Source organism: Aquihabitans sp. McL0605, from assembly GCF_049993875.1.
Classification (GTDB): Bacteria; Actinomycetota; Acidimicrobiia; order Acidimicrobiales; family Iamiaceae; genus Aquihabitans.
The window spans coordinates 91,329-118,241 of sequence record NZ_CP188252.1 but is presented as its reverse complement, the minus strand read 5'-3'; the positions used below and the strand labels follow the sequence as shown (position 1 = coordinate 118,241).

Annotated in this window: 25 protein-coding genes; 21 read left to right on the top strand and 4 right to left on the bottom strand. The window is 71.5% G+C overall.

The features are described 5' to 3' along the window. Positions 1 to 10: 10 nt before the first annotated feature. The 3 genes from ACPPVX_RS00560 to ACPPVX_RS00550 all read right to left on the bottom strand — a co-directional run bounded on the left by ACPPVX_RS00560 (position 11) and on the right by ACPPVX_RS00550 (position 2,421). On the bottom strand, positions 11 to 343 hold the full coding sequence (locus ACPPVX_RS00560) for a hypothetical protein (protein ID WP_426572927.1): 333 nt from the start codon (positions 341 to 343) through the stop codon (positions 11 to 13). A 65-nt stretch (positions 344 to 408) separates the two neighbouring features. Continuing rightward, positions 409 to 987 carry a hypothetical protein gene (locus ACPPVX_RS00555; protein WP_426572926.1) on the bottom strand — a complete coding sequence of 193 codons (579 nt, stop codon included), beginning with the start codon at positions 985 to 987 and terminating at the stop codon, positions 409 to 411. An 87-nt stretch (positions 988 to 1,074) separates the two neighbouring features. Beyond that, positions 1,075 to 2,421, bottom strand: coding sequence for a hypothetical protein (locus ACPPVX_RS00550; RefSeq protein WP_426572925.1), 1,347 nt, complete (start codon positions 2,419 to 2,421; stop codon positions 1,075 to 1,077). A gap of 32 nt (positions 2,422 to 2,453) precedes the next feature. Between ACPPVX_RS00550 and dop the strand changes: the two genes are divergently transcribed. The 10 genes from dop (at position 2,454) to lepB (ending at position 11,532) form a co-directional block, all read left to right on the top strand. Continuing rightward, positions 2,454 to 3,956 carry a depupylase/deamidase Dop gene (gene dop, locus ACPPVX_RS00545; RefSeq protein ID WP_426572924.1) on the top strand — a complete coding sequence of 501 codons (1,503 nt, stop codon included), beginning with the start codon at positions 2,454 to 2,456 and terminating at the stop codon, positions 3,954 to 3,956. Positions 3,957 to 3,969: 13 nt separating this feature from the next. Further along, a complete protein-coding gene (locus ACPPVX_RS00540; protein WP_426572923.1) occupies positions 3,970 to 4,164 on the top strand; it encodes a ubiquitin-like protein Pup in 195 nt (64 codons plus the stop codon). 49 nt (positions 4,165 to 4,213) lie between these two features. After that, positions 4,214 to 4,999, top strand: a complete 786-nt coding sequence (gene prcB / locus ACPPVX_RS00535) for a proteasome subunit beta (protein WP_426572922.1) — start codon at positions 4,214 to 4,216, stop codon at positions 4,997 to 4,999. Further along, positions 4,996 to 5,694, top strand: coding sequence for a proteasome subunit alpha (gene prcA / locus ACPPVX_RS00530; protein WP_426572920.1), 699 nt, complete (start codon positions 4,996 to 4,998; stop codon positions 5,692 to 5,694). The genes prcB and prcA overlap by 4 nt, the downstream gene beginning before the upstream one ends. Before the next feature lie 77 nt (positions 5,695 to 5,771). Next, a complete protein-coding gene (locus tag ACPPVX_RS00525) occupies positions 5,772 to 6,380 on the top strand; it encodes a hypothetical protein (protein WP_426572919.1) in 609 nt (202 codons plus the stop codon). Positions 6,381 to 6,446: 66 nt separating this feature from the next. Beyond that, complete coding sequence (gene pafA, locus ACPPVX_RS00520; protein WP_426572918.1) at positions 6,447 to 7,805, top strand: Pup--protein ligase; 1,359 nt, start codon at positions 6,447 to 6,449, stop codon at positions 7,803 to 7,805. Between the two features lie 36 nt (positions 7,806 to 7,841). Beyond that, positions 7,842 to 8,855 (top strand): DUF3866 family protein, encoded by a 1,014-nt coding sequence (locus ACPPVX_RS00515; RefSeq protein ID WP_426572917.1) that lies wholly within the window; start codon positions 7,842 to 7,844, stop codon positions 8,853 to 8,855. 9 nt (positions 8,856 to 8,864) lie between these two features. After that, entirely contained in the window at positions 8,865 to 9,797 is a 933-nt protein-coding gene (locus tag ACPPVX_RS00510) for a helix-turn-helix transcriptional regulator (RefSeq protein WP_426572916.1), read from the top strand. Further along, positions 9,794 to 10,783, top strand: coding sequence for a WYL domain-containing protein (locus ACPPVX_RS00505; RefSeq protein WP_426572915.1), 990 nt, complete (start codon positions 9,794 to 9,796; stop codon positions 10,781 to 10,783). The genes ACPPVX_RS00510 and ACPPVX_RS00505 overlap by 4 nt, the downstream gene beginning before the upstream one ends. Positions 10,784 to 10,794: 11 nt before the next feature. Then, on the top strand, positions 10,795 to 11,532 hold the full coding sequence (gene lepB / locus ACPPVX_RS00500; protein ID WP_426572914.1) for a signal peptidase I: 738 nt from the start codon (positions 10,795 to 10,797) through the stop codon (positions 11,530 to 11,532). Between the two features lie 12 nt (positions 11,533 to 11,544). On the opposite strand, the gene ACPPVX_RS00495 is transcribed toward lepB, so the two are convergent. Next, on the bottom strand, positions 11,545 to 12,756 hold the full coding sequence (locus tag ACPPVX_RS00495; RefSeq protein WP_426572913.1) for a DUF1015 family protein: 1,212 nt from the start codon (positions 12,754 to 12,756) through the stop codon (positions 11,545 to 11,547). Between the two features lie 90 nt (positions 12,757 to 12,846). Here ACPPVX_RS00495 and ACPPVX_RS00490 point away from each other — a divergent pair, with 90 nt between their 5' ends. The 11 genes from ACPPVX_RS00490 to ACPPVX_RS00440 all read left to right on the top strand — a co-directional run bounded on the left by ACPPVX_RS00490 (position 12,847) and on the right by ACPPVX_RS00440 (position 26,911). Next, the gene (locus tag ACPPVX_RS00490; RefSeq protein WP_426572912.1) at positions 12,847 to 13,374 is read left to right on the top strand and encodes a phasin family protein; all 528 of its coding nucleotides are present in this window, start codon (positions 12,847 to 12,849) and stop codon (positions 13,372 to 13,374) included. After that, positions 13,349 to 14,194, top strand: coding sequence for a TlyA family RNA methyltransferase (locus tag ACPPVX_RS00485; RefSeq protein ID WP_426574968.1), 846 nt, complete (start codon positions 13,349 to 13,351; stop codon positions 14,192 to 14,194). The genes ACPPVX_RS00490 and ACPPVX_RS00485 overlap by 26 nt, the downstream gene beginning before the upstream one ends. After that, positions 14,191 to 15,030, top strand: a complete 840-nt coding sequence (locus ACPPVX_RS00480) for an NAD(+)/NADH kinase (protein ID WP_426572911.1) — start codon at positions 14,191 to 14,193, stop codon at positions 15,028 to 15,030. Before ACPPVX_RS00485 ends, ACPPVX_RS00480 begins: the two co-directional genes overlap by 4 nt. Beyond that, entirely contained in the window at positions 15,027 to 16,691 is a 1,665-nt protein-coding gene (gene recN / locus ACPPVX_RS00475) for a DNA repair protein RecN (RefSeq protein ID WP_426572910.1), read from the top strand. Before ACPPVX_RS00480 ends, recN begins: the two co-directional genes overlap by 4 nt. A 118-nt stretch (positions 16,692 to 16,809) precedes the next feature. Beyond that, positions 16,810 to 18,033, top strand: coding sequence for a putative cytokinetic ring protein SteA (steA, locus tag ACPPVX_RS00470; protein ID WP_426572909.1), 1,224 nt, complete (start codon positions 16,810 to 16,812; stop codon positions 18,031 to 18,033). Between the two features lie 34 nt (positions 18,034 to 18,067). Further along, positions 18,068 to 19,165 carry a copper transporter gene (locus ACPPVX_RS00465; protein WP_426572908.1) on the top strand — a complete coding sequence of 366 codons (1,098 nt, stop codon included), beginning with the start codon at positions 18,068 to 18,070 and terminating at the stop codon, positions 19,163 to 19,165. Further along, positions 19,162 to 20,787, top strand: a complete 1,626-nt coding sequence (gene murJ, locus ACPPVX_RS00460) for a murein biosynthesis integral membrane protein MurJ (RefSeq protein ID WP_426572907.1) — start codon at positions 19,162 to 19,164, stop codon at positions 20,785 to 20,787. The genes ACPPVX_RS00465 and murJ overlap by 4 nt, the downstream gene beginning before the upstream one ends. Then, the gene (locus ACPPVX_RS00455; RefSeq protein WP_426572906.1) at positions 20,787 to 21,866 is read left to right on the top strand and encodes a glycosyltransferase family 4 protein; all 1,080 of its coding nucleotides are present in this window, start codon (positions 20,787 to 20,789) and stop codon (positions 21,864 to 21,866) included. Before murJ ends, ACPPVX_RS00455 begins: the two co-directional genes overlap by 1 nt. Then, entirely contained in the window at positions 21,863 to 24,334 is a 2,472-nt protein-coding gene (locus ACPPVX_RS00450) for a hypothetical protein (protein ID WP_426572905.1), read from the top strand. Before ACPPVX_RS00455 ends, ACPPVX_RS00450 begins: the two co-directional genes overlap by 4 nt. Then, positions 24,331 to 25,182, top strand: coding sequence for a hypothetical protein (locus ACPPVX_RS00445; protein WP_426572904.1), 852 nt, complete (start codon positions 24,331 to 24,333; stop codon positions 25,180 to 25,182). Before ACPPVX_RS00450 ends, ACPPVX_RS00445 begins: the two co-directional genes overlap by 4 nt. 73 nt (positions 25,183 to 25,255) lie before the next feature. Continuing rightward, positions 25,256 to 26,911, top strand: coding sequence for a CTP synthase (locus ACPPVX_RS00440; protein ID WP_426572903.1), 1,656 nt, complete (start codon positions 25,256 to 25,258; stop codon positions 26,909 to 26,911). The last annotated feature ends 2 nt before the right edge of the window (positions 26,912 to 26,913 follow it).

The window sequence follows — 26,913 nt, the reverse complement described above, 5'->3', positions numbered from 1 at the left end:
CGCACGCGGCCTACGAGCAGCGCTCGGTCGCATCAGCGTCGAGCGATCGAGCAAGCGTCCGCGCCGCACCGAAGTCGTCCGATCGCTCGCCGCTCACCACGGCGGCCGCGAGACGCCGGATCTGTGCCGCGTCAGGCGCAGGGGTGGACGCGAGGGCCGCGGTCTGACGGAGGAACCCGGCCCGCACCGTGGCCACGGTCGCTCGGAGGTCGGCACCTTCGGTGTGCTCCACACCGTCGAGCTGATGGGTGAAGGTGGCGCTGGCGAACTCGCCGCAGAACGAGGTCGGCGCCTCGAACACGTGGATGTCGAGGAACATCGCCTGGTGGCGTTGGAGCACCACTGCCCCCACCGTCGCAGTCACCACCAGGAGGGCAAGGCCAGCGAGCACGAACCGAGGTGCTCTCCTCATTCCCACACGTGCTTCCCGGTCCGGCAATCACCGTTCGTACGGCCTCGGGTCGTCCAGTTGGAACCACCCACGACTGGCACGCTCAACGTGAGGCAAGCGGAGAGCTCCAGCGAGTCGCTCCTGCTCGACCGCACGGTGCTGAACGCGTCGCGGAAGTCGGTCAGTCGCGGCTCGGGATCGCTCATTCCCGGCTGCGCTGCGTCGGATGTCGCTCGTCGCCACACCCCTCCTGCGAAGCCGGAGATCTGCGTCCGGTCGTGCAGCAGCTTCATCACGCATCGATCGGCGCTCGTGGACGACCTGTTTCCGTGGCACTTGAACCCGGCCATCTGATCGGCGAAAGCATCGTTGTTCGCGTAGAACAGGCGCTGGGCCAGGGTGAGGTCCCAGCTCGTCCGCTCTCGTAGGACCACGTCGTCACGTGGGGCGCCCCAGTGGACGAAGTACTGGTCCCCGCTCGTCCAGCTGCAACTGCTGAGCAGCACCGCCAATGCCAATGCCAACGACGCGCGTGCAGTGCGTTGCTTCGGTCCGGGCCCGTTCAGTCCGGGCCGGGAGACTTCCTGTTGGTCCATGGTTCCGCCTTCGGTCGGGACCCATGGTCCTCTGACCTGGTCCCTCGTCGTGCTATGTACATGTCTTTGAACCCATCTGAGGCTCGGTCATGACGACGGTGGGCAGATCTCTCGGGGACGCTGGCCGAGCAGGGCGGCGAGGAGCAGCAGGAGGACCCCGGTGCGGAGCTGGACGGTGGGGACCAGCAGGTGGCGGGCCGACTCCATGCCGTCGCTGTGCCAGACCACCAGCGCGTGCGGCGCACTGGTGAGCGCCAGGACCGCCCCCACGGTGGCCAGGGCCGTCCAGGGGAGGCGGCGGACCACCAGGGTGGTCACCGCTCCGGCCGCCACGACGGCCACGAGCGGAACCCCCGGGGCGAAGACCGTGGCGATCCACGGCACCTCGTGCAGGTCGAGCGGACGGTAGGTGGCCAGCCCGACGCCGTTGTTGAACACGCGCTCCGGCTGTTCCTCGGGCTCGGACCACACGTAGCTCGGGTGGGCGGCGGTGTAGGCCAGCAGGGTGCGGCGGCCGTCGCGGTCGAGCCACGCCCGCCAACGGTCCCAGGCCGGCGCGGCATCCACCGGCGTGTAGGTGGCGTGCAGGCCGCCAGGGTCGACCACCTCGGGGAGGGCTTCGAGGGCCCGGGCCTCGGGCATCCCGTGGTGGGCGAACCACTCGACCCGTTCGGGGTAGGGCAGGACCCGCGCCACGTAGACGTGCTCGATGGGCTGGCGGTCCCGGTGGCCGTACTGGGCGGAACCGGCCGCCAGGAACGCCACCGCCACCAGGAAGCCGCCGGTCAGCACCACCGTGCGCCGCGGTCCCGTGAACCGCGCGACCGCCGCGCCCACCAGGCCGAGGCCCACGGCCGCGACGGGGATGATGTGGCTGTCGCGCGCCACCAGCCACAGCGTGGCGGCCACCACCAACCAGGCGCCGCGCGCCGGGGTCCGGTGGCGGGCGAACCAGACCCCCGCCGCGGCGAGCAGGGCGAACGTGCTCAGGGCGAGCGACTCGGTCAGCACCTGCTGGTCCCACATGGTGATGGGCCACGTGAGCGAGAACACCAGCACCGCCCCGCCCGCCACGACCGGCCGCCACCCGCCTCGGAAGCATCCGGCGGTGACTCCCGCCAGCAGCCCCCACGACACGGCGGCCACCGCGTCGTGGGCCTCCACCAGGTGCTCGAGGCTCAGGTGCGAAGCCGACAGCACGAGCGGCATCAGGATCGGGCGCGGGCCCAGCAGGCGATCCACGCTCCACAGCGGGGTGTGCGCCGACGCCAGGTAGTCGGCGCTGTCGTTCCAGACCAGCGGACCGGCACTCGCCCGGACCCACACCCGCGTGAGGTAGCCGAGCACCACGGCGAGCGCGCCGACCACGGCCGCCGCCGGGACCCGCTCGATCCAGCTCCACCGTGGTCGGTTCCGGCCGCCTGGCTCCACCATGGGGCGGCACCCTACGGCGGTAGGGTGCCGGCGTGGCGCTGCACAAGATCATGGGCATCGAGACCGAGTACGGCATCGTCGTGCGCGGCGGTGGCGAGTCCAACCCGGTCACCGCGTCCTCGCTCCTGATCAACGCCTACGTCGGCGAGCTCGAACGCGAGCGGCAGGCCGGCCCGAAGGTGGGCTGGGACTTCGAGGACGAGATGCCCGGCAACGACGCACGCGGCGCCTCGGGTCCGTCGTCGCCGCCTGACGTGGAGACCCACCTGGTCAACGCGGTGCTGACCAACGGCGCCCGCTACTACGTCGACCACGCGCACCCCGAGATCTCCACCCCCGAGTGCGCCGATGCCCGGGCGGTCGTGGTGTTCGACCGGGCGGCCGAGGAGATCGTCCGCCGATCGATCCTGGCCGCCAACCGGATCCTGCCCCAGGGCCAGGAGCTGGTGGTCCACAAGAACAACTCCGACGGCAAGGGCAACTCGTACGGCTGCCACGAGAACTACCTCATGGCGCGCAGCGTGCCGTTCGGCCGCATCGTCACCCACGCCACGGCTCACTTCATCACCCGCCAGATCTTCACGGGCAGCGGCAAGGTGGGCACCGAGGCGCAGGGCACCTCCGACGCCGAGGTGCCCTTCCAGCTCACCCAGCGGGCCGACTTCTTCGAAGCCGAGGTGGGCCTCGAGACCACGCTCAAGCGCCCGATCATCAACACCCGCGACGAGCCTCACGCCGACGCCCAGAAGTACCGGCGCCTGCACGTGATCACCGGCGACGCCAACTGCTCCGAGGTGGCCACGTTCCTGAAGGTCGGCACCACCGCCTTCGTGCTCTGCCTGGTCGAGGATGACGCCCTGCCCAAGACCTTCCACTTCCGCAGCGGCGTCGCCGCCATGCGCCAGGTCTCCTACGACTTGGACCTCAGCCGGCCCCTAGAGCTGGTCGACGGCTCCACCGTCACCGCCCTCGAGGTCCAGTGGGAGCTGCTCGACCGCTCCAAGAAGTGGGCCGACGAGCACGGTCTCGATGCCGTCGGCGGGGCCGTCGGTGCCCAGGTGCTCCGCGAGTGGGAAGAGGTCCTCACGGGGCTCGAGGCCGATCCCATGCAGCTCGCCGACCGCCTCGACTGGGTGGCCAAGTACCGCCTCCTCACGAGCTACCAGGAGCGCCACGGGATCGGCTGGGACGATCAGCGCATCGCCGCGCTCGCCCTCCAATACCACGACATGCGTCCCGAGCGGTCGCTCGCCCAGCGCGTGGGCCTGCGCCGCATCACCGACGATGCCGAGGTCCACCAGGCCATGACCGAGCCGCCCGAGGACACGCGCGCCTACTTCCGAGGCAAGTGCCTGCAGCGTTGGGCCTCCCAGGTCGTGGCCGCCAACTGGGATTCGATCGTGTTCGACATCGGCCAATCGTCCCTGCGCCGGGTGCCGATGATGGAACCGTCACGTGGGACCCGCGCTCATGTCGGTACCGTGTTGGACGAGAGCGCCGATCCTGCCGACCTGTTGGCTCGGCTGAACGGCTGAGGAGGACCTGGACATGGCTGAGAGAGAACAGAAGCGCAAGACGGCACCGGCCCGCGAGACCGAAGAGGTGGTCGACGCACCCCAGACGTCCGAGACCGGCGAGAAGCTCAAGGCCGACATCGATGATCTCCTCGACGAGATCGACGAGGTCCTCGAGACCAACGCCGAAGACTTCGTGCGGTCCTACGTCCAAAAGGGCGGGGAGTAGCAGCACCCCCGTGCCGGACCGCTGACCCGGCCCGTTAGTGTCCTGGTCGATGCAGATCCCCTCCTTTTCTGTCGGTGACGATCCAGGGCCCGACTTCGCGGCGCTGCTGCGGGCCTCGGGGCTGAACCCGGCGGCCCTCGACGGGCCGGCCAGCGCAGCCGGGCCCATCCCGCACGGGACCACGGTCGTGGCCATCCGCTACGCCGATGGCGTCGTGATGGCGGGCGACCGGCGGGCCACGTCGGGCAACTTCATCAGCCACCGCTCCATCGAGAAGGTCTTCCCGGCCGATCGCTGGTCGGGCGTCGCCATCGCAGGGGCCGCCGGGCCCGCCATGGAGATGGTGAAGCTCTTCCAGCTCCAGCTCGAGCACTACGAGAAGGTCGAAGGCCAGGCGCTCAGCCTCGAGGGCAAGGCCAACCAGCTCTCGCAGATGGTCCGCAACCACCTGCCCGCCGCCATGCAAGGGCTGGCCGTCGTGCCGCTCTTCGCGGGCTACGACACCCGTCGGGAGATCGGCCGGCTGTTCCAGTACGACGTCACCGGCGGGCGCTACGAAGAGAACGACTACGCCACGTCCGGCTCCGGCGGGCTCCACGCGGCCACGGTGATCAAGCTCGGCTTCGCCGACGCGCTCGACCGCGCCGCCACAGTCGACCTCGCCCTGCGGGCGCTCATCACCGCCGCCGACGAGGACTCCGCCACCGGCGGGCCCGACCCGGCGCGCGGCATCTGGCCGGTCGTCGCCACCATCGATGCGGTCGGCTTCACCCGGCTGGCCGACACCGAGCTGGCCGAGCGGTTCGCCGCCCTCACGGAAGGAACCGGCCGATGAGCATGCCGTTCTACGTCGCACCCGAACAGGTGATGAAGGACCGCGCCGACTACGCGCGCAAGGGCATCGCCCGCGGCCGCAGCCTGGTGGCAGCGGTCTGCACCGAAGGCATCGTGATCTGCGCCGAGAACCCGTCGAGCACGCTGCGCAAGGTGTCGGAGATCTACGACCGCATCGGCTTCGCCGGCGTCGGCAAGTACAACGAGTTCGACCAGCTCCGGATCTCCGGTGTCCGCGCCGCCGACCTGAAGGGGTACTCCTTCAGCCGCGAGGACGTCGATGCCCGCAGCCTCGCCAACCAGTACGCCCAGATCCTGGGCCAGGTCTTCACCCACGAGATGAAGCCCCTCGAGGTCGAGATCCTGGTGGCCGAGGTCGGCGCCGATGCCGACCACGACCAGCTCTTCCACCTGCTGTACGACGGCACCGTGATCGACGAGACCGGCACCGCGGTCCTGGGCGGCGATGCCGAGGCCGTGGCCGAGCGGCTGTTGGCGGCCCTGCCGGCCGGCCCCGACCTGGGCGCGGCGCTCACCGCCGCCGTGGGTGCGCTGGCGGGGGCCGAGCGCACGTTGGCGCCCGCGGAGCTCGAGGTCGCCCTGCTCGACCGGTCGAGCGCCCGGCGCTGCTTCCGGCGCCTCCCCGACGACGAAGTGGCCTCCCTCCTGGGCGTGGCCGACGCAGCTCCCGCCTGATCGCCGGGGCCATCGCCCCAGCTCAGGCGCACCCCGAGCAGTAGCGTCTCGGACGCACCCCATCCAGGAGAACGATCATGCGCAAGTACCTCATCGCGCTCGTGGCGGTCTCATCGCTCGCCGTCCTCAGTGCGTGCGGATCCTCCGACAGCGGCGGCGCCTCGGCCACCACCACCACCACTGCGGTGCAGAAGGCCACCACCACCACGACCACGGTGCCGAAGGTCCCGGTCGCCACGTGGGTCAAGGGCTTCTGCACCTCGTACGGCACCTGGCGCTCGTCGATCAAGACCGCAGCCGACGCCATCCCCGCCGCCACCGGCGCCGGCGATGCGGCGGCGGCCAAGACGGCGGCGTCGACGTTCTTCAAGAGCGCCAGCACGTCGACGGAGGCGCTCATCTCGAGCATCGCCGCCTCCGGCGTGCCCGACATCCCCAACGGCGACAAGCTCGTCGTCGGTCTCATGACGCAGTTCACCGCCATCGACAACGCGGCCAAGTCGGCCAAGACCGAGGCCGATGGCCTCGCCACCAACGACATCAGCACGGTGTCGACGTCCATCGATGAGCTCACCACCCGGTTCCAGGACGCCGTCAACAAGCTCGAGGCCTCGTTCAAGACCTACGACACGAAGTACCCGTTGCCGGCGCTCAACGCCGCGCTCACGAAGTACTGCACCGCCTGACCAGGTCCTGAACGCTCTGCGCGCCTTGGCGTCGCCGCTGCCCGTTGCGCCGGTACGGTTGCCCTCGTGGAGCGCCGCATCTTCGGGATCGAGAACGAGTACGGGGTCACCTGCACCTCGCGCGGCCAGCGACGCCTCAGCCCCGACGAGGTGGCCCGGTACCTGTTCCGCCGCGTCGTGTCGTGGGGCCGCAGCAGCAACGTCTTCCTGGCCAACGGCGCCCGCCTCTACCTCGACGTCGGCAGCCACCCCGAGTACGCCACGCCCGAGTGCGACTCCGTGCGCCAGCTCGTCATCCACGACAAGGCAGGGGAGCGGATCCTCGAGCAGCTGCTCGTGAGCGCCGAGGAGCGCCTCCAGGAGGAGGGCATCCGCGGCACGATCTACCTCTTCAAGAACAACACCGACTCCGCCGGCAACTCCTACGGCTGCCACGAGAACTACCTCACCTCCCGCCGCGACGACTTCGGGCACTACGCCGAGGTGCTGATCCCGTTCCTGGTGAGCCGCCAGATCTACGCCGGCGCCGGCAAGGTGCTGCAGACGGCGCGCGGCGCCATGTTCTCGCTGAGCCAGCGGGCCGAGCACATCTGGGAGGGCGTCTCCAGCGCCACCACCCGCAGCCGCCCGATCATCAACACCCGCGACGAGCCGCACGCCGACGCCGAGCGGTACCGGCGCCTCCACGTGATCGTCGGCGATTCCAACATGAGCGAGCACGCCACCTTCTTGAAGGTCGGCGCCACCTCCCTGCTGCTGCGCATGCTCGAGGAGCCCAACGTGGTCCTGCGCGACATGACGCTCGAGAACCCGATCCGGGCGATCCGCGAGATCAGCCACGACATCACGTGCACGCGCCGGGTCCGTCTCGCCAACGGCCGGGAGGTGTCGGCGCTCGACATCCAGAGCGAGTACCTCCAGCGGGCCATCCGCTACGCGGAGACCCGCGGCTTGAGCCCCGAGGAGAAGATGGCCCTCGATGCCTGGGAGCAGGCGCTCACCGCCATCGAACGAGACCCGCTCTCGCAAGACGGCCAAGCCGACTGGGTGATGAAGTACCACCTGATCGAGCAGTACCGGGCCCGCCACGACCTCACCCTGTCGGACCCGAAGGTCGCCCTCATCGACCTCCAGTACCACGACATCAACCGCGATCGCGGGCTCTTCTACCGCCTGCAGGACCACGGCATCGCCGAGCGGGTCTGCGACGACGACGAGATCGATCTGGCCACCGACGAGCCACCCCAGACCACCCGGGCCCGCCTGCGGGGCGAGTTCATCCGCAAGGCCAAGGAGCGCAAGCGCGACTACACGGTCGACTGGGTGCACCTGAAGCTCAACGACCAGGCCCAGCGCACCGTGCTGTGCAAGGACCCGTTCAAGGCCTACGACGAGCGGGTCGAGAAGCTGATCGCGTCGCTGTAGGCCCTTCGCCCTGTGCCCGCGTTCCGTGAATCCGAGGTGACGGCCGTCCTGTCCGAGCGACCGGGGCTGGTCCGCGTCGCGCTGGCCAGCGGTGACCGCGCCTACGCCGTCACGCAGCTCACCGGGCCGGTGGCCGAGGGCGACCGGGTGGTCGTCAACACCACGGCGGTCGACCTCGGGCTGGGCAGCGGAGGCTGGCACATCGTCCACTGGAACCTCAGCCGAGGCCCCTGGTCGGAGGCAGGCCCCGGCCACCTGATGAAGCTGCGGTACACGAGCCTCCAGGTCGACACCGGCTCGGCCGAGGAGGACGGCGAGGTCCCCGACGCGCTCGACGGGACGCCCGTCGTCGTCGCCGGCGTCCACAGCCAGCTGCCCGTGATCGCCGCCGTCATCGGCGAGCTCCGCCCCGGCACCCGAGCGGCCTACGTGATGACCGACGGCGCCGCCCTGCCCCTGGCCCTGAGCGACACCGTGGTGGCGCTGAGCGACCGGGGCCTCCTCTGCGGAACCGTCACCGCGGGGCACGCGTTCGGCGGCACCCTCGAAGCGCTCAACGTCCCCGCCGCCCTCGCCCTCGCCAAGCACCGGCTGGAGGCCGAGGTGATCATCGTCGGGATGGGTCCCGGCATCGCCGGCACGAACAGCCGGCTCGGCTTCACCGGCCTCGAGGTGGCCCCGGCGCTCGACGCCGCGGCGTGGCTCGGCGGTGTGCCCATCGCCTGCCTGCGGTGCTCCGACGGCGACGCCCGCCCCCGCCACCAGGGCATCAGCCACCACAGCACCACGGCCCTCGATGCCGTCCGCTCCGAGGTCGAGATCGCCGTGCCGGCCGGCGTGGAGCCCGAGGGCGATCGCCATCGCTGGTACCGCACCGATCCAGGCGACGTGGCCGCGCTGCTCGACCGCATCGACCTCCACGTCACCACCATGGGCCGGGTGCCGGCCCAAGATCGCCTGTACTTCCAGGCCGCCGGCGCCTCGGGCGCCCTCGCGGTCGCCCACCTCGACGGCACGGTGCCCGAACCCGTCACCGCGCCCGGGCGCTAGGGGCTAGGCATGGCGGCCGTGGAGAAGGTGGAACGGCTCCTCAGCCTCATGAACGCCCTGCTCGGGGCGCCTCGCGCCATCAGCGCCGACGACCTGCGCACGCGGGTGCCCGGCTACCCCGACGAGGACGCCTCGTTCAAGCGGGCGTTCGAGCGCGACAAGGACGACCTGCGCGAGATGGGGGTGCCGCTCCTGGTCGAGACCATCCAGGGGACCGACCCGCCCCTGCTCGGCTACCGGATCCGCAAGCAGGACTACGAGCTGCGAGACCCGGGGCTCGAGCCCGACGAGCTCGAGGCGCTCAACCTCGCGGCGGCGGCCACCGGCTTCGCCGGCGGTGTCGGTCAGCGGGCCCTGTTCAAGCTCGGCGGCGGCGCCAGCGCCGCCCCCCAGGCGGAGCTGCCGGCCGACCCCAACCTGGTGGCGGCGTTCACCGGGGTGGCCGAGCGCCGGGTCGTCGCGTTCGGCTACCACGACCTGGCGCGGGTGGTGCACCCGTACCGCCTCGAGTTCCTCCGCGGCCGGTGGTACCTCAACGGGTTCGACCGGGTCCGCGGCGAGGACCGCTGGTTCCGCATGGGCCGCATCCAGGGCCCCATCGAGGTCACCGGTGAGGCCGGCGCGTTCGAGCGGCCGCTCGAGGCCGTGCCGGGGCTCCAGCTCGATCCGTGGGTGATCGGTGGCGGGGAGGACCCCGTCACGGCCCGGGTCTGGTTCGATCCCGCCGTCGCCCACTCGGTGCGCGCCGATCTGCCCGATGCCGGCATCGAGCAGGACGACGCCGAGGGCCTCGTCGTCGCCCTCGCGGTCACCAACCGCGACGGGTTCCGGTCCTGGGTGCTCGGCTACCTCGACCGGGCCGAGGTGCTCGATCCCCCTGAGCTCCGCTCATCGGTCGTCCACTGGCTCGAGCAGGCCGTCGCCGCGGAGGCGGGGGAGTGAGCGCGCCCCGCATCACCGCCGCCGGGCGGCTCCAGCGCCTGCTCGCCATCCTCCAGTGGGCGGCGGACCACCCCGACGGCGCCGTGGTGTCCGACCTCTGCGAGCGGTTCCGCCTCACGCCGGCCGAGCTGGTCAAGGAGCTCGACCTCGCCAACATGATCAACGCCGACTCGCCGCACTACGACGAGATGCCCTTCGAGGTGTTCCTCGAGGAGGACCGGGTCTTCGTGCGGCTGTTCTCGTTCCGGCGACCGATGCGGCTCACCCCCGCCGAGGGCCTGGCCCTGGTGGCCGCAGCCGACGTCCTGGTGGATCGCGAGGACGCCTCCGACGGGCCCGGTCCCCTCGAACGGGCCCTGCAGAAGCTCGCCGACCTGCTGGGGATCGATCCGGGCCAGGCCATCGACGTGGCGCTCGATCCCGATGGCGGCGAGCACGGCCAGCTCCTGCGCCAGGCCATCGACGACGACCGGCAGGTGTCGTTCGTCTACTGGACCTACGGCCGCGACGAGGTGGCGCGGCGCGTGGTCGACCCCTGGGCGGTCTTCGCCGACGGTCCGCAGTGGTACCTGGCCGCCTGGGCCCACGATGCCGGCGCCCGGCGCAACTTCCGGCTCGACCGCATGTCCTCGCTGGTGATCGAGCCCGCAGCACGGGCCGAGGCCGCGCCCAAGGGCGTCGACCTCGACGCTCGCACCGACGACGGGGCACCCCACGTGGTGCTCGAGCTGTCCCCCCGTGCCCGGTGGGTGGCCGAGGCCCATCCGGTGATCTCCGCCGAGCCCGTCGAGGGCGATCGCCTGCGCGTCACGCTGGCCGTGGCCGGCGCATCCTGGCTGGAGCGGCTCCTGCTGCGCCTCGGTCCCGAGGCCACCGTCGTCGAGATCGACCCCGAGCTGGGCGACCGCGACATCGCCGCCCAGGCCGCCCAGCGGGTGCTCGCCCGCTACGGACGCGCGAGCGGCGGCGAGAGGGCGGCGCGCTAGGTTCGCTCGCTGTGAGCACCGACCCCCCCGATGGCCCGATCGCCGCGCCCGACGCGGCGACCGACGACGGGGTGGCCCGCCGTCTCGCCCGGGAGGCCGGCACCGCTGAGGCCTCAGGTGCCGATGAGGTTCCCGCCGAGGGAGACCTCGACGAGCTGCCCGATCCGCCCGCCAAGGCGCGCCCGCCCAAGTCCAGCACCCGCAACATCCTCGAATGGGTTGCCGTCATCGGCGGCGCCGTCATCATCGCCGTGGTGGTCCGCACCTTCGTGCTCCAGACCTTCTGGATCCCGTCGCCCTCGATGTCGCCCACCCTGGTGAAGGACGACCGGGTGCTGGTCAACAAGCTCGCCTACAAGTTCCACGACGTGAACCGCGGCGATGTCGTGGTCTTCGAGCGGCCACCCACCGAGCCACCGAGCGAGATCAAGGACCTCATCAAGCGGGTGGTGGCCCTTCCCGGCGAGCACGTCTCGATCATGGACGGCAAGGTCAGCATCGACGGCAAGGTCCTGAACGAGCCCTACGTCCACGGCCTGCAGACGGTGCTCGATTCCTGCCCGATCACCTACGTGCCCGGGATCGACACCACGGCCGGCTTCAAGGTGCCCGAAGGCGAGGTCCTGGTCCTGGGCGACAACCGCGTCAACTCCCACGACGGCCGCTGCTTCGGGCCGATCGACGAGGACCTCATCGTGGGTCGCGCCTTCTTCTTGATGTGGCCGCCGGGCCACGCCGGCGGGCTCTGACCCGACCCGGAGTCAGTCGAGCGAGCGGAACACGATGCCGGTGCGCGGCTTCGGGTAGAAGAACGTGCTCTTGGGCGGCATCCGCTCGCCCGAGTGGGCGTTGTCCTCGATGGCCGCCACGGTGACGGGCCGGATGAGCACCGCCCAGTCGGCCTCGCCGCCCACCGCCGCCGCCTGGGCCCGGTCGGTGCCGTGCTGGTAGGTCAGCTCGTGGGGACCGATGAGCGAGAGGGCGTGGGCGAGGCGGGCGCTGTCGAGGTCGTCGAGCTCGGGGGTCTGCGTCGGATCGAGGCTCACGAGCGTTGCTGAGCCATCACGCGAGACCACGGCGATCGCGCCGAGGCGGTCCATCGCCTCCAAGACCCGGCCGTCGGTGACCTCATCTGCGGGGGCGGTGCCGACGATGGCCGCGCCGGGGAGCGCGGCCAGGGCGGCGGGCAGGTCGACATCGGCCAGTCCGTGCACCAGGCGGTGGATGGGACGGACGGTGAGCTGCTCGTCGGACAGCTCGACCACGTAGCAGAGGGTGGCGTCGGCCGCCCCGCCGGTGCCGTCGGCGGTCCGCCGCTCGTCGCGGTAGGCGAGGCTCGTCTCGTAGCGGTGGTGCCCATCGGCGATGACGAGGGGCGACGCGGCGACGGCGGCGCAGATGGCGTCGATCGCCGCCGGGTCGGTGATGCGCCAGGTCTCGTGGAGGGTGCCGTCTTCGTCGGTCCACGACTGGAACGGGGGGTCGGCGATGTCGATGAGCGACGAGAGGCCGTGCGAGAGCGACAGGCCCCAGATGGCAGAGAGGTTGGTCCTGGTGCCCCGCAGCAGGTCGAGCCGGTCGCTCTTCGCCTTGGGGGTGGTGTGCTCGTGGGGGAGGATCTCGCCCTCGTCGGGCCGGCTGAGCGTGAGGGCGCCGAGCACGCCCAGGGTGGCGACCGGCCGGCCGAGGTCGTCGGTGGTGGTCATCCGGTAGGCCGTGAGCTCCGGAGCCGGGTCGCGCACCAGCGCCCCCTCGTCGGACCACATCTGCAGCCGGTGGCCGGCCTGGTCGTAGCGATCGGGGCCGTCCTCCTCGACCGGAAGGTCGACCAGCACGGCGTTGTGGGGGTTCTTGGCGACGAGGGCGATGCGATCGGCCGCGGACAGCACGTCGTAGGGCGGCGCGGTCACATCGGCGGGCGCGAACCGGGCCGGCTCGTAGCGGAGGGAGCGGAAGGCGGAGAACGGAGGCACGGACACGTTGCTAGCAGGTGGGTGTGGGGCCCTCGACGGGGAAGTGCAAACTATTGCAAGCAGAACGCTCGCGGGACTATGCTTTCGTCCATGGCTCAGAGCAACGTCCTCAAGAAGTACCTCGACGCCGGGGTGTCCTTCACCAACCTGACCCAGGCCAAGGCCGAGGCGCTCGTGAAGGAGCTCGTCAAGGCGGGCGAGGTGCAGACCGAGCAGGCCCAGGCCGCCGTGATCGACCTCCTCGAGCGCAGCAAGAAGAACACCGAGGCCCTGATCGAGCAGATCCGCAAGGAGATCTCCGATTCCGCCGAGAGCCTCGGCCTGGCCACCATCGCCGACATCACCCGCCTCGAGAAGCTGATCGCGGCCATCAGGCCCGGCTCCTCTGCTCCGGCCGCCCCGGCTGCGGAGAAGGCGCCGGCCAAGAAGGCCCCCGCCAAGAAGGCCGCGAAGAAGGCTCCGGCCAAGAAGGCGTCGGCCAAGAAGGCCCCCGCCAAGAAGGCGGCAGCGAAGGAGGCTCCCGCGAAGAAGGCTCCCGCGAAGAAGGCTCCGGCCAAGAAGGCCCCGGCCAAGAAGGCGGCGGCCGAGACGCCTGCCGCCGGCACGCCGGCCAGCTGAGGCTCCCACGGCCACGCGCCGCAGACTCGACGCCGAACTCGTCCGTCGAGGCCTGACCCCCAGCAGAGAACGGGCCCAAGCGGCCATCGAGAACGGTGAGGTCTCGGTGGCCGGTGCTCCGGCCACCAAGTCGTCGCGCCTGGTGGCTCCCGATGAGCCCATCGTCCTCGCCGGCCCGCCTCCCCGGTTCGTGGGACGAGGCGGCGAGAAGCTGGCGGCCGCACTCGAGGGCTTCGGGATCGATCTCGAGGACCGCCTGGTGCTCGATGCCGGCGCCTCCACGGGCGGGTTCACCGACTGCGCCCTGCAGGCCGGTGCGGCCCGGGTGGTGGCCGTCGACGTCGGGCGGGGTCAGCTCCACCAGCGGCTGCTCGTCGACCCGCGCGTCGACGTCCACGAGCGCACCAACGTCCGCCACCTCGCCCCCGGCGACCTCGGCCCGCCGGCCGACATCGTGGTCGCCGACCTGTCGTTCATCTCGCTGCGCACGGTGACACCGGCGCTGCTCGGCTTGCTCGCCCCCGAGGGGGAGCTGGTCTGGCTGGTGAAGCCCCAGTTCGAGGCCGGGAAGCAGGAGGCGTCGAGGAACAAGGGCGTGATCTCCGATCCTGAGGTGTGGCATCGCGTGCTGGTCGAGGTCGCTGGCACGCTCAACGCCCACGGAGCCGCGATCATGGGGCTGATGACCTCACCACTGCGCGGCGCCGACGGCAACGTCGAGTTCCTCCTCCACGGCCGGGCCGGCACGCCGCAGCCCGAGCGCCCGGGGCTCGATCACCTCATCGACGCCGTGGTGGCCCAGGCCGGAGCGCCGCGGTGAGCGCCGTCGGGCTGTTCGTCCACGGCGGCCGCGACGACGCCATCGCCCTGGCCGCCACGGTGGCCGCTTGGCTCGACCAGCGGGGGCACACGGTCGTGCTCGATGCCAGCGAGGCCGCGCTGATCCCCAGCGCCGTGCACGAGCGCCCTGCAGCCCACCCGTCGCTCGACCTCGTCGTCGCCATCGGCGGCGACGGCACGGTCCTGCGCGCCGCCCGCCGGGCGGCGGAGGCCGACGCCGATGTCGTGGGGATCAACCTGGGGGAGCTCGGCTACCTCGCCGAGGTGGAGCACGATGGCTGGGAGACCGCCCTGGCGGGCTACTTCGCCGGGACGCACCTGGTCGAGCGGCGCATGCTCGTGGCCAGCGCCCTGGCCGACGGCCAGGCCCTGCCCCACGGGCTCAACGAGGTGGTGATCGAGAAGCAGGCCCTCGGCCGCACCGTCCGGCTCGGGGTCAGCATCGACGGTGCCTACTTCACCAGCTACGTCGCCGACGGGCTGATCCTGGCCACGCCCACCGGCTCCACCGCCTACTCGCTGTCGGCTCGCGGCCCGATCGTCGCACCGGCGCACCAGGCCCTGGTCCTCACCCCGGTCTCGCCCCACACGCTGTTCGACCGATCGCTGATCCTCGAACCGTCGAGCGTGGTCCAGGTCGAGGTGCTCGGCGATCGCGATGCCGCCATCTCGATCGACGGCCAGGAGCAGGGCGTGCTGCCCGTGGGTGGGACCGTCACCATCACCGCTGCGCCCGATCCGGCCCGGTTCGTCACGTTCGGCGGACGGAACTTCCACCAGATCCTGAAGGCCAAGTTCGGGCTCAACGACCGATGACCTCGCCTCGCACCACCGGCGCGGCCACGCGCTCCCAGCTCGTCGAGCTGGCGGTCACCGACTTCGGGATCATCCGCCAGGTGCGGCTGCTCATCGGACCGGGGATGACCGCGCTGACCGGCGAGACCGGCGCCGGCAAGACCCTGCTGGTGGGGGCCATCGACCTGCTCCTGGGCGGCCGGGCCGATCCGTCGATGGTGCGCCACGGGTGCGACGAGGCCGTGATCGAGGGCCGGTTCCTCGTCGAGGGCGAGGAGCTCGTGCTGAGCCGGGTGATCCCGGCCGACGGCCGCTCGCGCGCCTACGTCGACGGCCGGATGGCCACCGCGGCCGTGGTGGGCGAGCACGCGGCGGAGCTGATCGACCTGCACGGGCAGCACGCCCACCAGTCGCTGCTGGCGGCGTCGGTTCAGCGGGCGGCGCTCGACCAGTTCGGCGGGATCGACCTCGAGCCGCTCCAGGCGGCGCGGGCGGAGCGCAAGCGGATCGCCGCGGCCCTGCACGACCTGGGCGGCGACGCCGGCGCCCGCGCCCGCGAGGCCGACCTGCTGCGGTTCCAGGTCCACGAGATCGATTCGGCTGCGCTGGCCGACCCCGACGAAGACCAGGCCCTCGACGCCCTCGAGGACACCCTGGCCGACTCGGTCGCCCACCGGCAGGCCGCCTCGGCCGCGGTGCAGGCGATCTCCGACGACGGCGGCGCCGTCGATGCCGTGGGCCTGGCGGTCGCCGCCGTCGACGGCCGCATGCCGTTCGAGGCGCTGGCCGCCCGGCTGCACGCCGCCCAGGCCGAGCTGCTCGATGTGGCCGCGGACCTGCGATCGGTCGGGGAGGGTATCGATGACGACCCAGGCCGCCTCGCCGAGATCCGCGACCGGCGCCAGCTGCTGGTCGAGCTGCGCCGCAAGTACGGGACGGCTCCCCACGCCGCCGAGCCGAGCGGCGGGCAGGGCCGCCTCGCCGACGTCATCGGCTACCACGAGACCGCATCGGCCCGGCTCGCCGAGATCGACAGCCACGATGCCCGCGCCGCCCAGCTCGACGACGAGGCCCGAGCAGCAGCTCGGGCCGAGGCGAAGGCGGCCGGCGCCGTGGCCGCTGCCCGCCGGGCGTCAGCGGCGCCGCTCGGCAAGGCCGTGGAGGCCAACCTCGGTCAGCTGGCCATGGCCTCCGCCCGGTTCCTGGTGGCGGTCGGCGACGACGATCCGGGCGACGACGTGACGTTCCTGCTCGCCGCCAACCCCGGCGCCGATCCGGGGCCCCTGGCCAAGGTCGCATCCGGAGGGGAGCTGGCCCGATCGATGCTGGCGCTGCGCCTGGTGCTCAGCGTGGCCCCGCCCGTCCTGGTGTTCGACGAGGTCGACGCCGGCATCGGTGGACAGGCCGCGCTGGCGGTGGGGCGGGCGCTCGCTGCGCTCGGCGCGGACCACCAGGTGCTCGTGGTCACCCACCTGCCCCAGGTCGCGGCGTTCGCCGATGCCCAGGTCAACATCCGCAAAGAGGTCGCCAAGGGCACCACGGTGGCCTCGGCGACGCCGCTCGACGACGCCGACCGGGTGATCGAGCTGTCCCGGATGCTCTCGGGCACCCCCGAGAGCGAGCGCGTCCGAGAGGCCGCGCACGAGCTGCTCGACCTCGCCGCGACGGAGCGCGGGCGGTGAGGCCCGCCCGTAGGGGTCACCTACCTGTCACGTATGCTTCACCCGGCGTTGCGGAGCCCAGGCCGACATCCCTCGGTGCTCTCGTGCACCTGGTGGTGCCTGCCCGATGGAGTTGGTGATGGCACAGCACGAGCACGAGCACGAGGTGGCGCAGCACGACGCCGACGCGCCCGTCCCCATCCAGTCCGTGGGCGAGCCCGACGCCAGCGAGGCCCCTGCGGTCGAATGGCCGTCGGTCACGGGCGTGGCCCGCGTCGACCGCCGCACCAAGGACCTGGCCAAGCGGCTGCTCCCCGGCGAGATCGCGGTCATCAACCACGTCGACCTCGACACGGTGGCCACCGAGAGCCTGCTGACGGCCGGCGTCGCCGCCATCGTCAACGCCTCCGACTGCATCTCGGGGCGCTACCCCAACCCCGGCCCGCTCCTCCTGCCGGCCGCCGGGGTGTGCGTGCTCGACGGCGTGGGCCCCGAGGTGATGGACCTGATCGAGGACGGCGACACCATCACGATCGACGGCAGCGGTGCGTTCATCAGCGGTCGTGAGGTCGTCACCGGCACCCGCCAGAACACCGCCACCTTCGCGACCGTGCTCGACCACGCCCGCAGCAACATGGGCGACGAGCTGCAGCGCTTCGCCGAGAACACCCTCAACTACATCCAGCGCGAGGGCCACCTCCTCATCGACGACCCCGACATCCCGGAGGTGCCGGTCGACTTCCAGGGCCGCCACGTCCTCGTCGTGGTCCGCGGCGTCGACTACAAGAAGGACCTCCAGCTGCTGCGCCGCAGCGGCTACCTCAAGGAGCAGCGGCCGCTGCTGATCGGCGTCGACGGCGGCGCCGACGCCATCCTCGAGCTCGGTCTCACGCCCGACGTGATCATCGGGGACATGGACTCCGTCAGCGAGCACGCCCTGCGCTGCGGAGCGGCCCTGGTCGTCCACGGCTACACCGACGGACGGGCGCCCGGCGCCGAGCTGCTCGACCAGCTCGGCGTGGAGTACTCGGTGTTCGCCTCGGCCGGCACCTCCGAGGACATCGCCATGCTGCTCGCGTTCGAGCGCGGCGCCGCCCTGATCGTCGCCGTCGGCACCCACTCCTCGATGGTCGACTTCCTCGACAAGGGCCGCCCGGGCATGGCGTCCACGTTCCTCGTGCGCATCAAGGTCGGCCCCATCCTCGTCGACGCCAAGGGCGTGAACCGGCTGTACGACACGCGGGTGCGCGGGCGCGACCTGCTCTGGATGGTGGCGGCGGCCATCGTCACCCTCATCATCATCAGCGCTGTCAGCGAACCGGTCCGCACCGTCCTGCGCGGCCTGTCCCTGCCCTTGCGATGACCTTCCTGCCCGTCAGAGAGACCTTGGATCACCGATGATCAACATCCGCTACCACATCGTTTCCATCACGGCCGTGTTCCTGGCCCTGGGCATCGGCGTGGCGCTCGGCAGCACCTTCCTCGACCGGGCCACGGTCAACGTCCTCGACCGCAACATCACCAGCGCCGAGAACCGGATCAAGGCCAGCAACGCCGAGAACGATCGCCTGAACAAGCAGCTCGACCAGGCGAAGGACCGCGACAACAGCCTGATCATCGTCGGCAGCGAATCGCTCGTGGCCAACCAGCTCACCGACGTGCCCGTCCTGGCCATCGCGGCACCGGGGGTCGACAAGGCCGACATCGAGGTGGTGCGCACCATCCTCGAGCGCAGCGGCTCCGACTTCCGCGGCACCGTCGCCCTGTCCGACAAGCTGGCCTTCACCGATCCCGACGGCGGCCTGGCCCGGGACCTCGGTGTCACCAACCCCACCGCCACCTCCCTGCGAGCAGCCGGCACCTCTGCCATCACCGATGCCCTGGCGGCGGCGGGCACGCCGCTGAAGGCCGACGGCGAGTCGCCCGGCGGCAAGGGCGCCACCACGACCACCACGGTGCCCGGCGCCGTCGCCACCACCACGGTGGCGCCCCCCGCCTCCACGACCACCACGACGGCGGCCAACGGGTCGAAGTCGGGCTCCGCGGACCTCCCCGACGGGAAGCAGCCCACCGCCATCACCGCCCTGCTCAACCGCGGCTACCTGAAGCTGACCCCCGGCCAGGGCTACGACAGCACCGATCCGATCCTCGAGACCACCGGCTACCGCTACGTCTACATCGGCGGACCCAACCTGACCGCGAGCCAGAACGACGTGCTGCTGAGCATCCTGCCCTCCACCGGCGACGCGCTGCCCACCACCGTGGTCAGCGCCAGCCAGCCCGATCCGGTGGCCGACGAGATCGTCGTGCCCACGGTGGTCGCGCGCATCCGGGCCAACGACGCCCTCGTGAAGCGGTACAACACCGTCGACAACACGGAGACCTTCGCGGGCCTCTCCGCGATGCTGTTCACCCTCCGTGACATGGGCACGGTCGATCCCGGGCAGTACGGGCAGGCGAAGGGAGCCACCGCCATCCTTCCGCCTCCCTCATGACCGCAGAGGCCGACGCCCGGGTGGCCGTCGCCCCTCCTCCGGGACTCGCCCGGAGCACGGTCACCATGTCCGTGCTCACCGCGGTGTCGCGCGCCACGGGCCTGGTGCGGATCATCATGGTGGGCGCCGTCGTGGGCACCACCTACCTCGGCAACACCTACGAGACCACGAACACGATCCCCAACATCGTGTTCGAGCTCATGGCCGCCGGCACGTTCCAGGCCGTCTTGATCCCGGCGCTCGTGCGCTACGAGTCGCAGGGCGAGAAGGAGGAGGCCGAGCACGTGGCGTCGTCGGTCTTCGGCATCGCCCTGGTGGCCCTCTTCGGCGTGGCCGCGGTCGGCATGCTCATGTCTCCGTGGATCTCGCAGCTGCTCTTCAGCGGGTCGGCCGAAGCGGTCCGGGCCGAGCAGGTGCGCCTGGGCACGATCTTCCTGCTGATCTTCCTTCCGCAGGTGGGCATGTACGCGGTGGGGATGGTGTCCACCGCGGTGCTCAACTCGCAGAACCGCTTCGCGGCGCCCGCCATCGCTCCGGCCGTCAACAACGTCATCGTGTGCACGGCCTACTTCCTGTACTGGCTGTCGCGAGATGGTGGCCCGCCGGTGCTGCACCTCACGCCGCTCCAGATCGCCCTGCTCGCCGGCGGCACCACCCTGGGCGTGATCGGCTTCTGCGCGGTGCCGCTGCTGGCGGTCCGGCGCACCTCGTTCCGGCTTCGGATCAAGTTCGACCGCCATCACCCGGCCGTGCGCCAGGTGCTGAGGATGGGTGTGTGGGCCGCCGGGTTCCTGGCCACCACGCAGCTGCTGATCCTGGTGGAGCTCCTGCTGTCCAACAAGGTCAAGGGCGGGGTGGTCGCCCTGCAGATCGGGTGGACGTTCTTCCTGCTGCCGTACGCGCTGTTCGCCCAGCCGATCCTCACCGCGCTGTTCCCCACGATGTCGCGCCAGTCGACCGCTCGCGACGACGGCGGCTTCGCCCGGTCGGTCGAGAGCGGCACCGAGATGATCTGCCTGTTCGTCGTGCCGTGCGCCATCGCCTTCGTCGCCGTGGCCCCGGCGATGTGCCGCGCCATCCTGTTCGGCGCCATCAACGCCGCCGGCGCCGCCGATGTGGCCCGCGTGGTGGTGGGCTTCGCCCCCGGCGTGGTCGGGTACAGCCTCCTGCTCTTCTACGCCCGGGTGTTCTACGCCCGGGAGGATGCCCGCACGCCCACGATCGTCAACCTGGCTGCCGGCGTCCTCGGCGCGGTCATCATGCTCGGCACCTCGTCGATCCCGTCCCGTCAGTGGCAGGTGCCGCTGCTGGCCGCCATCCACGCCTTCGCCTACAGCCTGGCGGCGGTGGCGCTCGTGCTGATCATCAAGCGGCGGCTGCCCCAGGAGCACCGGCCGGCCCTGCTGCGCCGGCTGCGCCCGCAGATCCTGGCCGTGGCGCCGGTCTTGGTGGTCGGCACGTTGATCGGGCGCCAGATCCCGCTGCACTCGCGGCTCGAGGCCCTGGTGCTCGGCGTGGTCGTCGGCCTCGGGGTCATGGGCCTCTACGCGCTCCTCACCGCGGCGCTCGGAGGCCCCAAGCCCCGCGCCCTGCTGGGTGCGCTCAAGCGGGGTGGGCACTGATGGCGTCGACCACGCTCCAGGTGCTCGGCCCGTCGGCCGGTGGCATCCGTCGCCACGTCGCCACGCTGGCCGAGGGCCTCGAGGCCCGTGGGCACGCGGTCACCGTGGCCGGTCCCGCCGGCGTGATGGACGGCCTGCGGGAAGGGGCCGTCGCCGTGCCCGTGGGGCTCGGACCGTCGGCGGTCGCCGCGGTGCGGCAGCTCCGGCCCCTGGTGCACCAGGCCGACGTGGTGCACGCCCACGGGCTCACGGCCGGCTGGGTGGCGTGGGCCGCGGGCGCCGGGTCGAAGCTGGTGGTCACGGTCCACAACCTCGTCCTCGACGAGGCCGCCGGCCCGTCAGCCCCGGTGCTGCGCCGGCTCGAGGGCCGGCTGCCGGGCCGGGCGCAGGAGACCATCGTCATCTCGGAGCAGATGCGGGCCCGCTTCGACCCGCAGGGCACCGACCCGCACCTCCACCTGATCCCGCCCGTCGCGCCCACCCCGGTGGTCACCCGTGACCGGGCGGCCGTGCGCACGGAGCTCGGGGTGCCCGATGGCGTCCCGCTGATCGTGCTCGTGGGGCGGCTGCACCCCCAGAAGGACATCCCCACGCTCCTGCGCGCGGTGCCGTCGATCGCCGACGACGTGCGCGTGGCCATCGTGGGGGAGGGGCCGCAGCGCGACGACCTCCTCGAGCAGATCGAGACCGGAGGTCTGGCCGGCCTGGTCCAGCTCGTGGGCGCGAAGCCCGACGCCGCGAACTACTTCGCCGCTGCCGACGTGGCGGTCATGTGCTCCATCTGGGAGGGCTTCGGCCTCGTGGTGGCCGAGGCGCTGCACCTGGCCCGGCCCGTGGTCGCCACCGATGTGGGCCCCGTGTCCACCATGGTCGTCGACGGTGAGACCGGCTTCTTGGTGCCACCATCCGACCCGCCCGCCCTGGCTGCCGCCATCTCAGCGGCGCTGGCCGATCCCGACCATGCCGCTGAACTCGGCCGGGCCGGTGCGAAGCTGGTGGCCCCGCATTTCGATACCGGCGCCCTGATCGCCAAAGTGGAAGACGTGTACGACCTCGTGACCAAGCAGTCCGTCCGATGAAGCTCACGAGGATCGCCACCCGTGCCGGGGCCGTCGCCCTCGTCGCGCTGGCCACGCTCGTCCCCTTGGCCGGCAGCGCCGCCACCGCCGCACCGGCCGCTCCGGCGACCTCCACGGGCCGGGTGGTGATCGTCAGCATCCCGCGGCTCACCTGGCCCCAGGTGAGCCGCAGCGACCTGCCGAACCTCAAGCGCTTCCTGGCGCAGAGCGCGGTGGGCGACCTGAGCCTCCGCACGATCGGGCCGCGCACGTCCCTGGGCGAGGGCTACATCACCATGGGCGCCGGCAACCGGGCCGGGGTGCGCGACGCCGATGCCGGGCGCATGCTCTCGGCGAGCGACCTCTACGAGAACGGCACCGCCGCCGACGCCTACCACCGACGCACCGGTTGGAAGCCCAGGGGGCAGCTCCTGCAGCTGTCGATCGCCGCGATCAACGCCACCAACGACCGCTACCTCTACGGCGCCGACCCTGGTGCGATGGGCACCGCGCTCGACAGGGCCAAGTTCCGCACCAGCGTGATCGGCAACGACGACGTCGAGCTCAGCGCCGCCGGGCTGGTCACCTTCGACCCGTCGTCGCCCACGGGCGAGCCCAGTGACGGTCCGGCCGACGAGACCGGCCTCGGCAACAACCCCGACCCAGCCATCACCGGCACCATCGAGCCGCTCAACGGCGAGAACCGTCCGGCCGGCCTGGCCGTGATGGACGGCCAGGGCCAGGTGCCGCAGGGTTCCGTGTCCCGGAACCTGCTCACCCGCGACAAGGACGCCGCGTTCGGCATCGCCCTGTCCGAGCGCGAGGTGCTGGCCGCGTTCGACAGCACCTGGGGCGACCGGGCCGTGAGCCTGGTGGAGCTCAGCGACCTCGAGCGGGCCGACCTCTACCGCAGCCGGGCCGCAGCCGCCCAGGCCTCGATCCTGTTCGACCGGGCCCTCACCCGCACCGACCACCTCCTGGGCGAGCTGCTCAAGCGCACCAAGCCCGGCGATCTGGTGGTGGTGGTCTCACCCGCGTCGCCCCGGGCCCACGAGACGCTCACGCCGATCGCCATCCGCGGCCCCGGCTTCTCCTCGGGCACGCTGAGCAGCGGCACCACGCGCCGCGCCGGCTACGTGACGCTCCCCGACATCGCCCCCACGATCCTCGAGCACCTCGGCGTCACCAAGCCCGAGTCGATGACGGGCTCCGCCATCGCCGCCACCAACGACGGCTCCACCTCGACGGCTCGCATCGACTCGTTCATCCAGAAGAACGAGGCCACCAAGTTCCGCGACGCGGCCGTGATGACCATCACGATTCTGTTCGTCGTCATGCAGGTCGTCCTGTGCGGCCTCGCCCTCGCCGCCCTGATCCGCGGCACCACCTGGCTGCGCCGCTCGGCCGCGCTCCTGGGGCTGGTCACGATGTGCCTGCCCGTGATCACGTTCGCCCTGGGCCTGGGCCGGCTCTACCGGATCGGGTTCTGGCCGTACCTCCTCCTCATGTACGTGGGCGCCGGCCTGCTCGCCTACGTGTCGGTCTGGTTCGGTCGCCGCACCGACGATCACCGCCGCGCCGTGCTCACCACCCTGATCCCGGTGGCCCTCACCTACGTCGTGCTCGTGGTCGACATCCTCACCGGCGGCCACCTCCAGCTGAACACCATCTTCGGCTACTCGCCCCTGGTGGCGGGCCGGTTCTCCGGCTACGGCAACCCCGCCTACTCGCTCCTGTCGATGGGCACGATCATCTTGGCGTGCGGCCTGTGGGCCTACTTCGACGGCGACCGGCCGGGGCCCGCCCGGCGGCGGCTCCTCGTGGGCATCATCGCCATGTTCTGCCTGACCATCGTGGTCGACGGGCACCCGTCGCTCGGGTCCGACGTCGGCGGCGTGCTGTCGATCATCCCCACCGCCTTCCTCGTGGTCTGGCTGCTGCTCGGCCGCCGCATTCGGGCCCGGGTGGTGCTCCTCGCCGGCGCCGCCACGCTGCTGGTCATCAGCCTGTTCGCCATCATCGACCTCCAGCGCCCCGAGACCAAGCAGACGCACCTCGGCCGCCTGGTCCGCTCCACGTTCGGCAACGGCGGCGGCGACGGCCTCACCACCACCATCGAGCGCAAGATCAACGCCAACATCACGGTGCTCACCCACTCGATCTGGACGTGGACCATCCCGCTGGCGCTGATCGTGCTGGCCCGCATCAGCTGGCGGCGGCCCCGCATGATCGACTCCCACCTGCCCAACACGCCGGCCACCCGGGCCGCGCTCTGGGGTGGCATCTGCATGTGCGTGCTGGGCATGGCGGTCAACGACTCGGGCATCGCCATCCCGGCCGTGATGTTCATGCTCTTCCTGCCGTACATCCTCTACCAGGTGCTCACGCCCGCCGAGTACGTGGCCCCGCCGGCCGACGGGGCTGATGACGGACCCGGGCCGGTGCCCGATCCCGAGCCGGAGCCTGCGCTCGTCGGAGCCGATACGTGACCCTCGTGGTGGTCCTGCTGCTGGCGACGGCGGTGGGCGCCGGGCTGTGGACCGCGTGCCGGACCACGTTCGAGGCCCCCATCCTCCAGCGCACCAACTTCCGCGGCATCTCGGTGCCGGTCGGCGCCGGGGTGGTGGTGGTGCTCGCGGCCATCACCGTCGAGGCCGTCCTGTCGGTCGCCGACGTGGTGGGTCACGACGCCTCGGCCGCCGAGGTGCAGGGCCGCTGGGTCGTGCTGATCGTGGCCCTGGGCTTCGGGCTGCTCGGGCTGTTCGACGACCTCGCCGCCCACGGCGACGACCGCGGCTTCCGCGGCCACCTCACCAGCATCGTGCGGGGCCGCCTCAGCACCGGCGCCATCAAGCTGTTCGGTGGGGGACTGCTCGCCATCGTGGCCGTGCGCGCCGCCGGCGCCGACGACCTGGGCCGGCTGCTGGTCGGCGCCGCCCTGGTGGCCCTCAGCGCCAACCTGGGCAACCTGTTCGACCGGGCACCCGGGCGCTGCACGAAGGTGGCGCTCCTGGCAACCGTCCTCCTCGTCGCCACGGCCGGGGCGTCGGGCCGCCCGCATCTGGTGGGCGTCGTCGCCGTGATCGGCGCCGCGCTGGGGCTGCTGGCGTTCGACCTGCGCGAGCAGCTGATGCTCGGCGATGCGGGGGCCAACGTCCTGGGTGCGGCCATCGGCATCGGTGTGGTGCTCACCTCGGGCCTCGTCGTCCAGGCGATCCTCCTCGCCGTCGTCGCCGCCCTCAACCTCATCAGCGAGTCGATCTCGTTCAGCAGCGTCATCGACCAGACCACCCCCCTGCGGTGGCTCGACCGTCTCGGTCGGCGCGCCCCGGCCTGACCGACCCCTTGTGGCGCCCCGATCTCACGGGGATCGCAGGGAAGCAGCCCTCGGTGGGGTACGTTGATCTCCCGTGACGAAGCACATTTTTGTGACGGGTGGCGTGGCGAGTTCGCTGGGCAAGGGGCTGACGGCCTCCTCGCTCGGGCGGTTGCTGAAGGCACGGGGCCTCCGGGTCACCATGCAGAAGCTCGACCCCTACATCAACGTCGACCCCGGGACCATGAACCCGTTCGAGCACGGCGAGGTGTTCGTCACCGACGACGGTGGTGAGACCGACCTCGACCTCGGCCACTACGAGCGGTTCATCGACGAGCCCCTGTCGCGAGACTCGAACGCCACCACCGGCTCGATCTACTCCGCCGTCCTCGCCGCCGAGCGCAAGGGTGCCTACCTCGGCAAGACCGTGCAGGTGATCCCGCACATCACCGACGAGATCAAGCGCCGCATCACCCGCCTCGCCCGCCCCGACGTCGACGTGGTCATCACCGAGGTCGGCGGCACGGTGGGCGACATCGAGATCCTCCCGTTCCTCGAGGCCATCCGGCAGTTCCGCCTCGACGTCGGCCGCGACAACGTCTGCTACGTCCACGTCACGCTCGTGCCGTTCATCGGCCCCTCGGGAGAGCAGAAGACCAAGCCCACGCAGCACTCGGTCACCGAGCTGCGCAGCCGGGGCATCCAGCCCGACATCATCGTGTGCCGCAGCGAGAGCGCCCTGTCGCCCGACCTCAAGCGCAAGATCTCCAACCTCTCCGACGTGCCCCCGGGCTGCGTCGTGAACTGTGCCGACGCCGGCAACATCTACGAGATCCCGCTGGTGCTCCACGAGGAGGGCCTCGACACCGAGGTCTGCTCGATCCTGCGCCTCGAGGGCGCCGGGCCCGATCTCACCGAGTGGGAGGCGCTCGTCGAGCGCGTGGAGTCGTCGATCAAGCCCGTGCGCATCGGCCTGATCGGCAAGTACGTCACGCTCATCGACGCCTACCTGTCGGTGGTCGAGGCCACCAAGCACGGCGGCTTCGCGCACGGCGCCAAGGTCGAGATCGAGTGGATCCAGGCGGAGGAGGTCGAAGGGCTCCTGGCCGCCGGGCGGCTGCGAGACCTCGACGGCCTGGTGATCCCCGGCGGGTTCGGCGAGCGCGGCACGGAGGGCAAGATCGCCGCCGCCACCTACGCCCGAGAGAACAACATCCCCTGCCTCGGGCTGTGCCTCGGGCTCCAGATGATGGTCATCGAGTACGGCCGGAACGTGCTCGGGCTCACCGGCGCCAACTCCTCCGAGCTCGACCCGCAGACGCCCCACCCGGTGATCGACCTCATGGACTCGCAGCGCGAGGTCACCGACATGGGCGGCACGATGCGCCTCGGGGCCTACGTCGCCGAGCTCGAGCCCGGCTCCAAGGTGGCCGCGGCCTACGGCAAGACGGTCGTGTCCGAGCGCCACCGCCACCGCTACGAGTTCAACCCCCGCTACCGCAGCCAGTACGAGGCGTCGGACCTGTGGCTCAGCGGCTCGTCGCCCGACCACCGGCTCGTCGAGTTCATCGAGCTGCGCGACCACCCGTTCTGGGTCGGCACCCAGGCGCACCCCGAGTTCAAGAGCCGCCCCACCAACCCGGCGCCGCTGTTCCGAGACTTCGTCGGCGCCGCCCTGCGCCGCGCCGAGGGCCGGTCGCCCCACCTGTTCGACCTGGACCAGCCCTCCTCCACGTCCGTCGACGCCTAGCC

What these genes read in the sequence shown, in the direction of transcription:
- recN (WP_426572910.1), top strand. Translation starts at nt 15,027, where the DNA reads ATGACCTCGCCTCGCACCACCGGCGCGGCCACGCGCTCCCAGCTCGTC.
- ACPPVX_RS00465 (WP_426572908.1), top strand. Translation starts at nt 18,068, where the DNA reads ATGATCAACATCCGCTACCACATCGTTTCCATCACGGCCGTGTTCCTG.
- murJ (WP_426572907.1), top strand. Translation starts at nt 19,162, where the DNA reads ATGACCGCAGAGGCCGACGCCCGGGTGGCCGTCGCCCCTCCTCCGGGA.
- steA (WP_426572909.1), top strand. Translation starts at nt 16,810, where the DNA reads ATGGCACAGCACGAGCACGAGCACGAGGTGGCGCAGCACGACGCCGAC.
- ACPPVX_RS00540 (WP_426572923.1), top strand. Translation starts at nt 3,970, where the DNA reads ATGGCTGAGAGAGAACAGAAGCGCAAGACGGCACCGGCCCGCGAGACC.
- ACPPVX_RS00490 (WP_426572912.1), top strand. Translation starts at nt 12,847, where the DNA reads ATGGCTCAGAGCAACGTCCTCAAGAAGTACCTCGACGCCGGGGTGTCC.
- prcA (WP_426572920.1), top strand. Translation starts at nt 4,996, where the DNA reads ATGAGCATGCCGTTCTACGTCGCACCCGAACAGGTGATGAAGGACCGC.
- ACPPVX_RS00555 (WP_426572926.1), bottom strand. Translation starts at nt 987, where the DNA reads ATGGACCAACAGGAAGTCTCCCGGCCCGGACTGAACGGGCCCGGACCG.
- ACPPVX_RS00450 (WP_426572905.1), top strand. Translation starts at nt 21,863, where the DNA reads ATGAAGCTCACGAGGATCGCCACCCGTGCCGGGGCCGTCGCCCTCGTC.
- ACPPVX_RS00510 (WP_426572916.1), top strand. Translation starts at nt 8,865, where the DNA reads ATGGCGGCCGTGGAGAAGGTGGAACGGCTCCTCAGCCTCATGAACGCC.
- ACPPVX_RS00550 (WP_426572925.1), bottom strand. Translation starts at nt 2,421, where the DNA reads ATGGTGGAGCCAGGCGGCCGGAACCGACCACGGTGGAGCTGGATCGAG.
- prcB (WP_426572922.1), top strand. Translation starts at nt 4,214, where the DNA reads ATGCAGATCCCCTCCTTTTCTGTCGGTGACGATCCAGGGCCCGACTTC.
- ACPPVX_RS00455 (WP_426572906.1), top strand. Translation starts at nt 20,787, where the DNA reads ATGGCGTCGACCACGCTCCAGGTGCTCGGCCCGTCGGCCGGTGGCATC.
- ACPPVX_RS00525 (WP_426572919.1), top strand. Translation starts at nt 5,772, where the DNA reads ATGCGCAAGTACCTCATCGCGCTCGTGGCGGTCTCATCGCTCGCCGTC.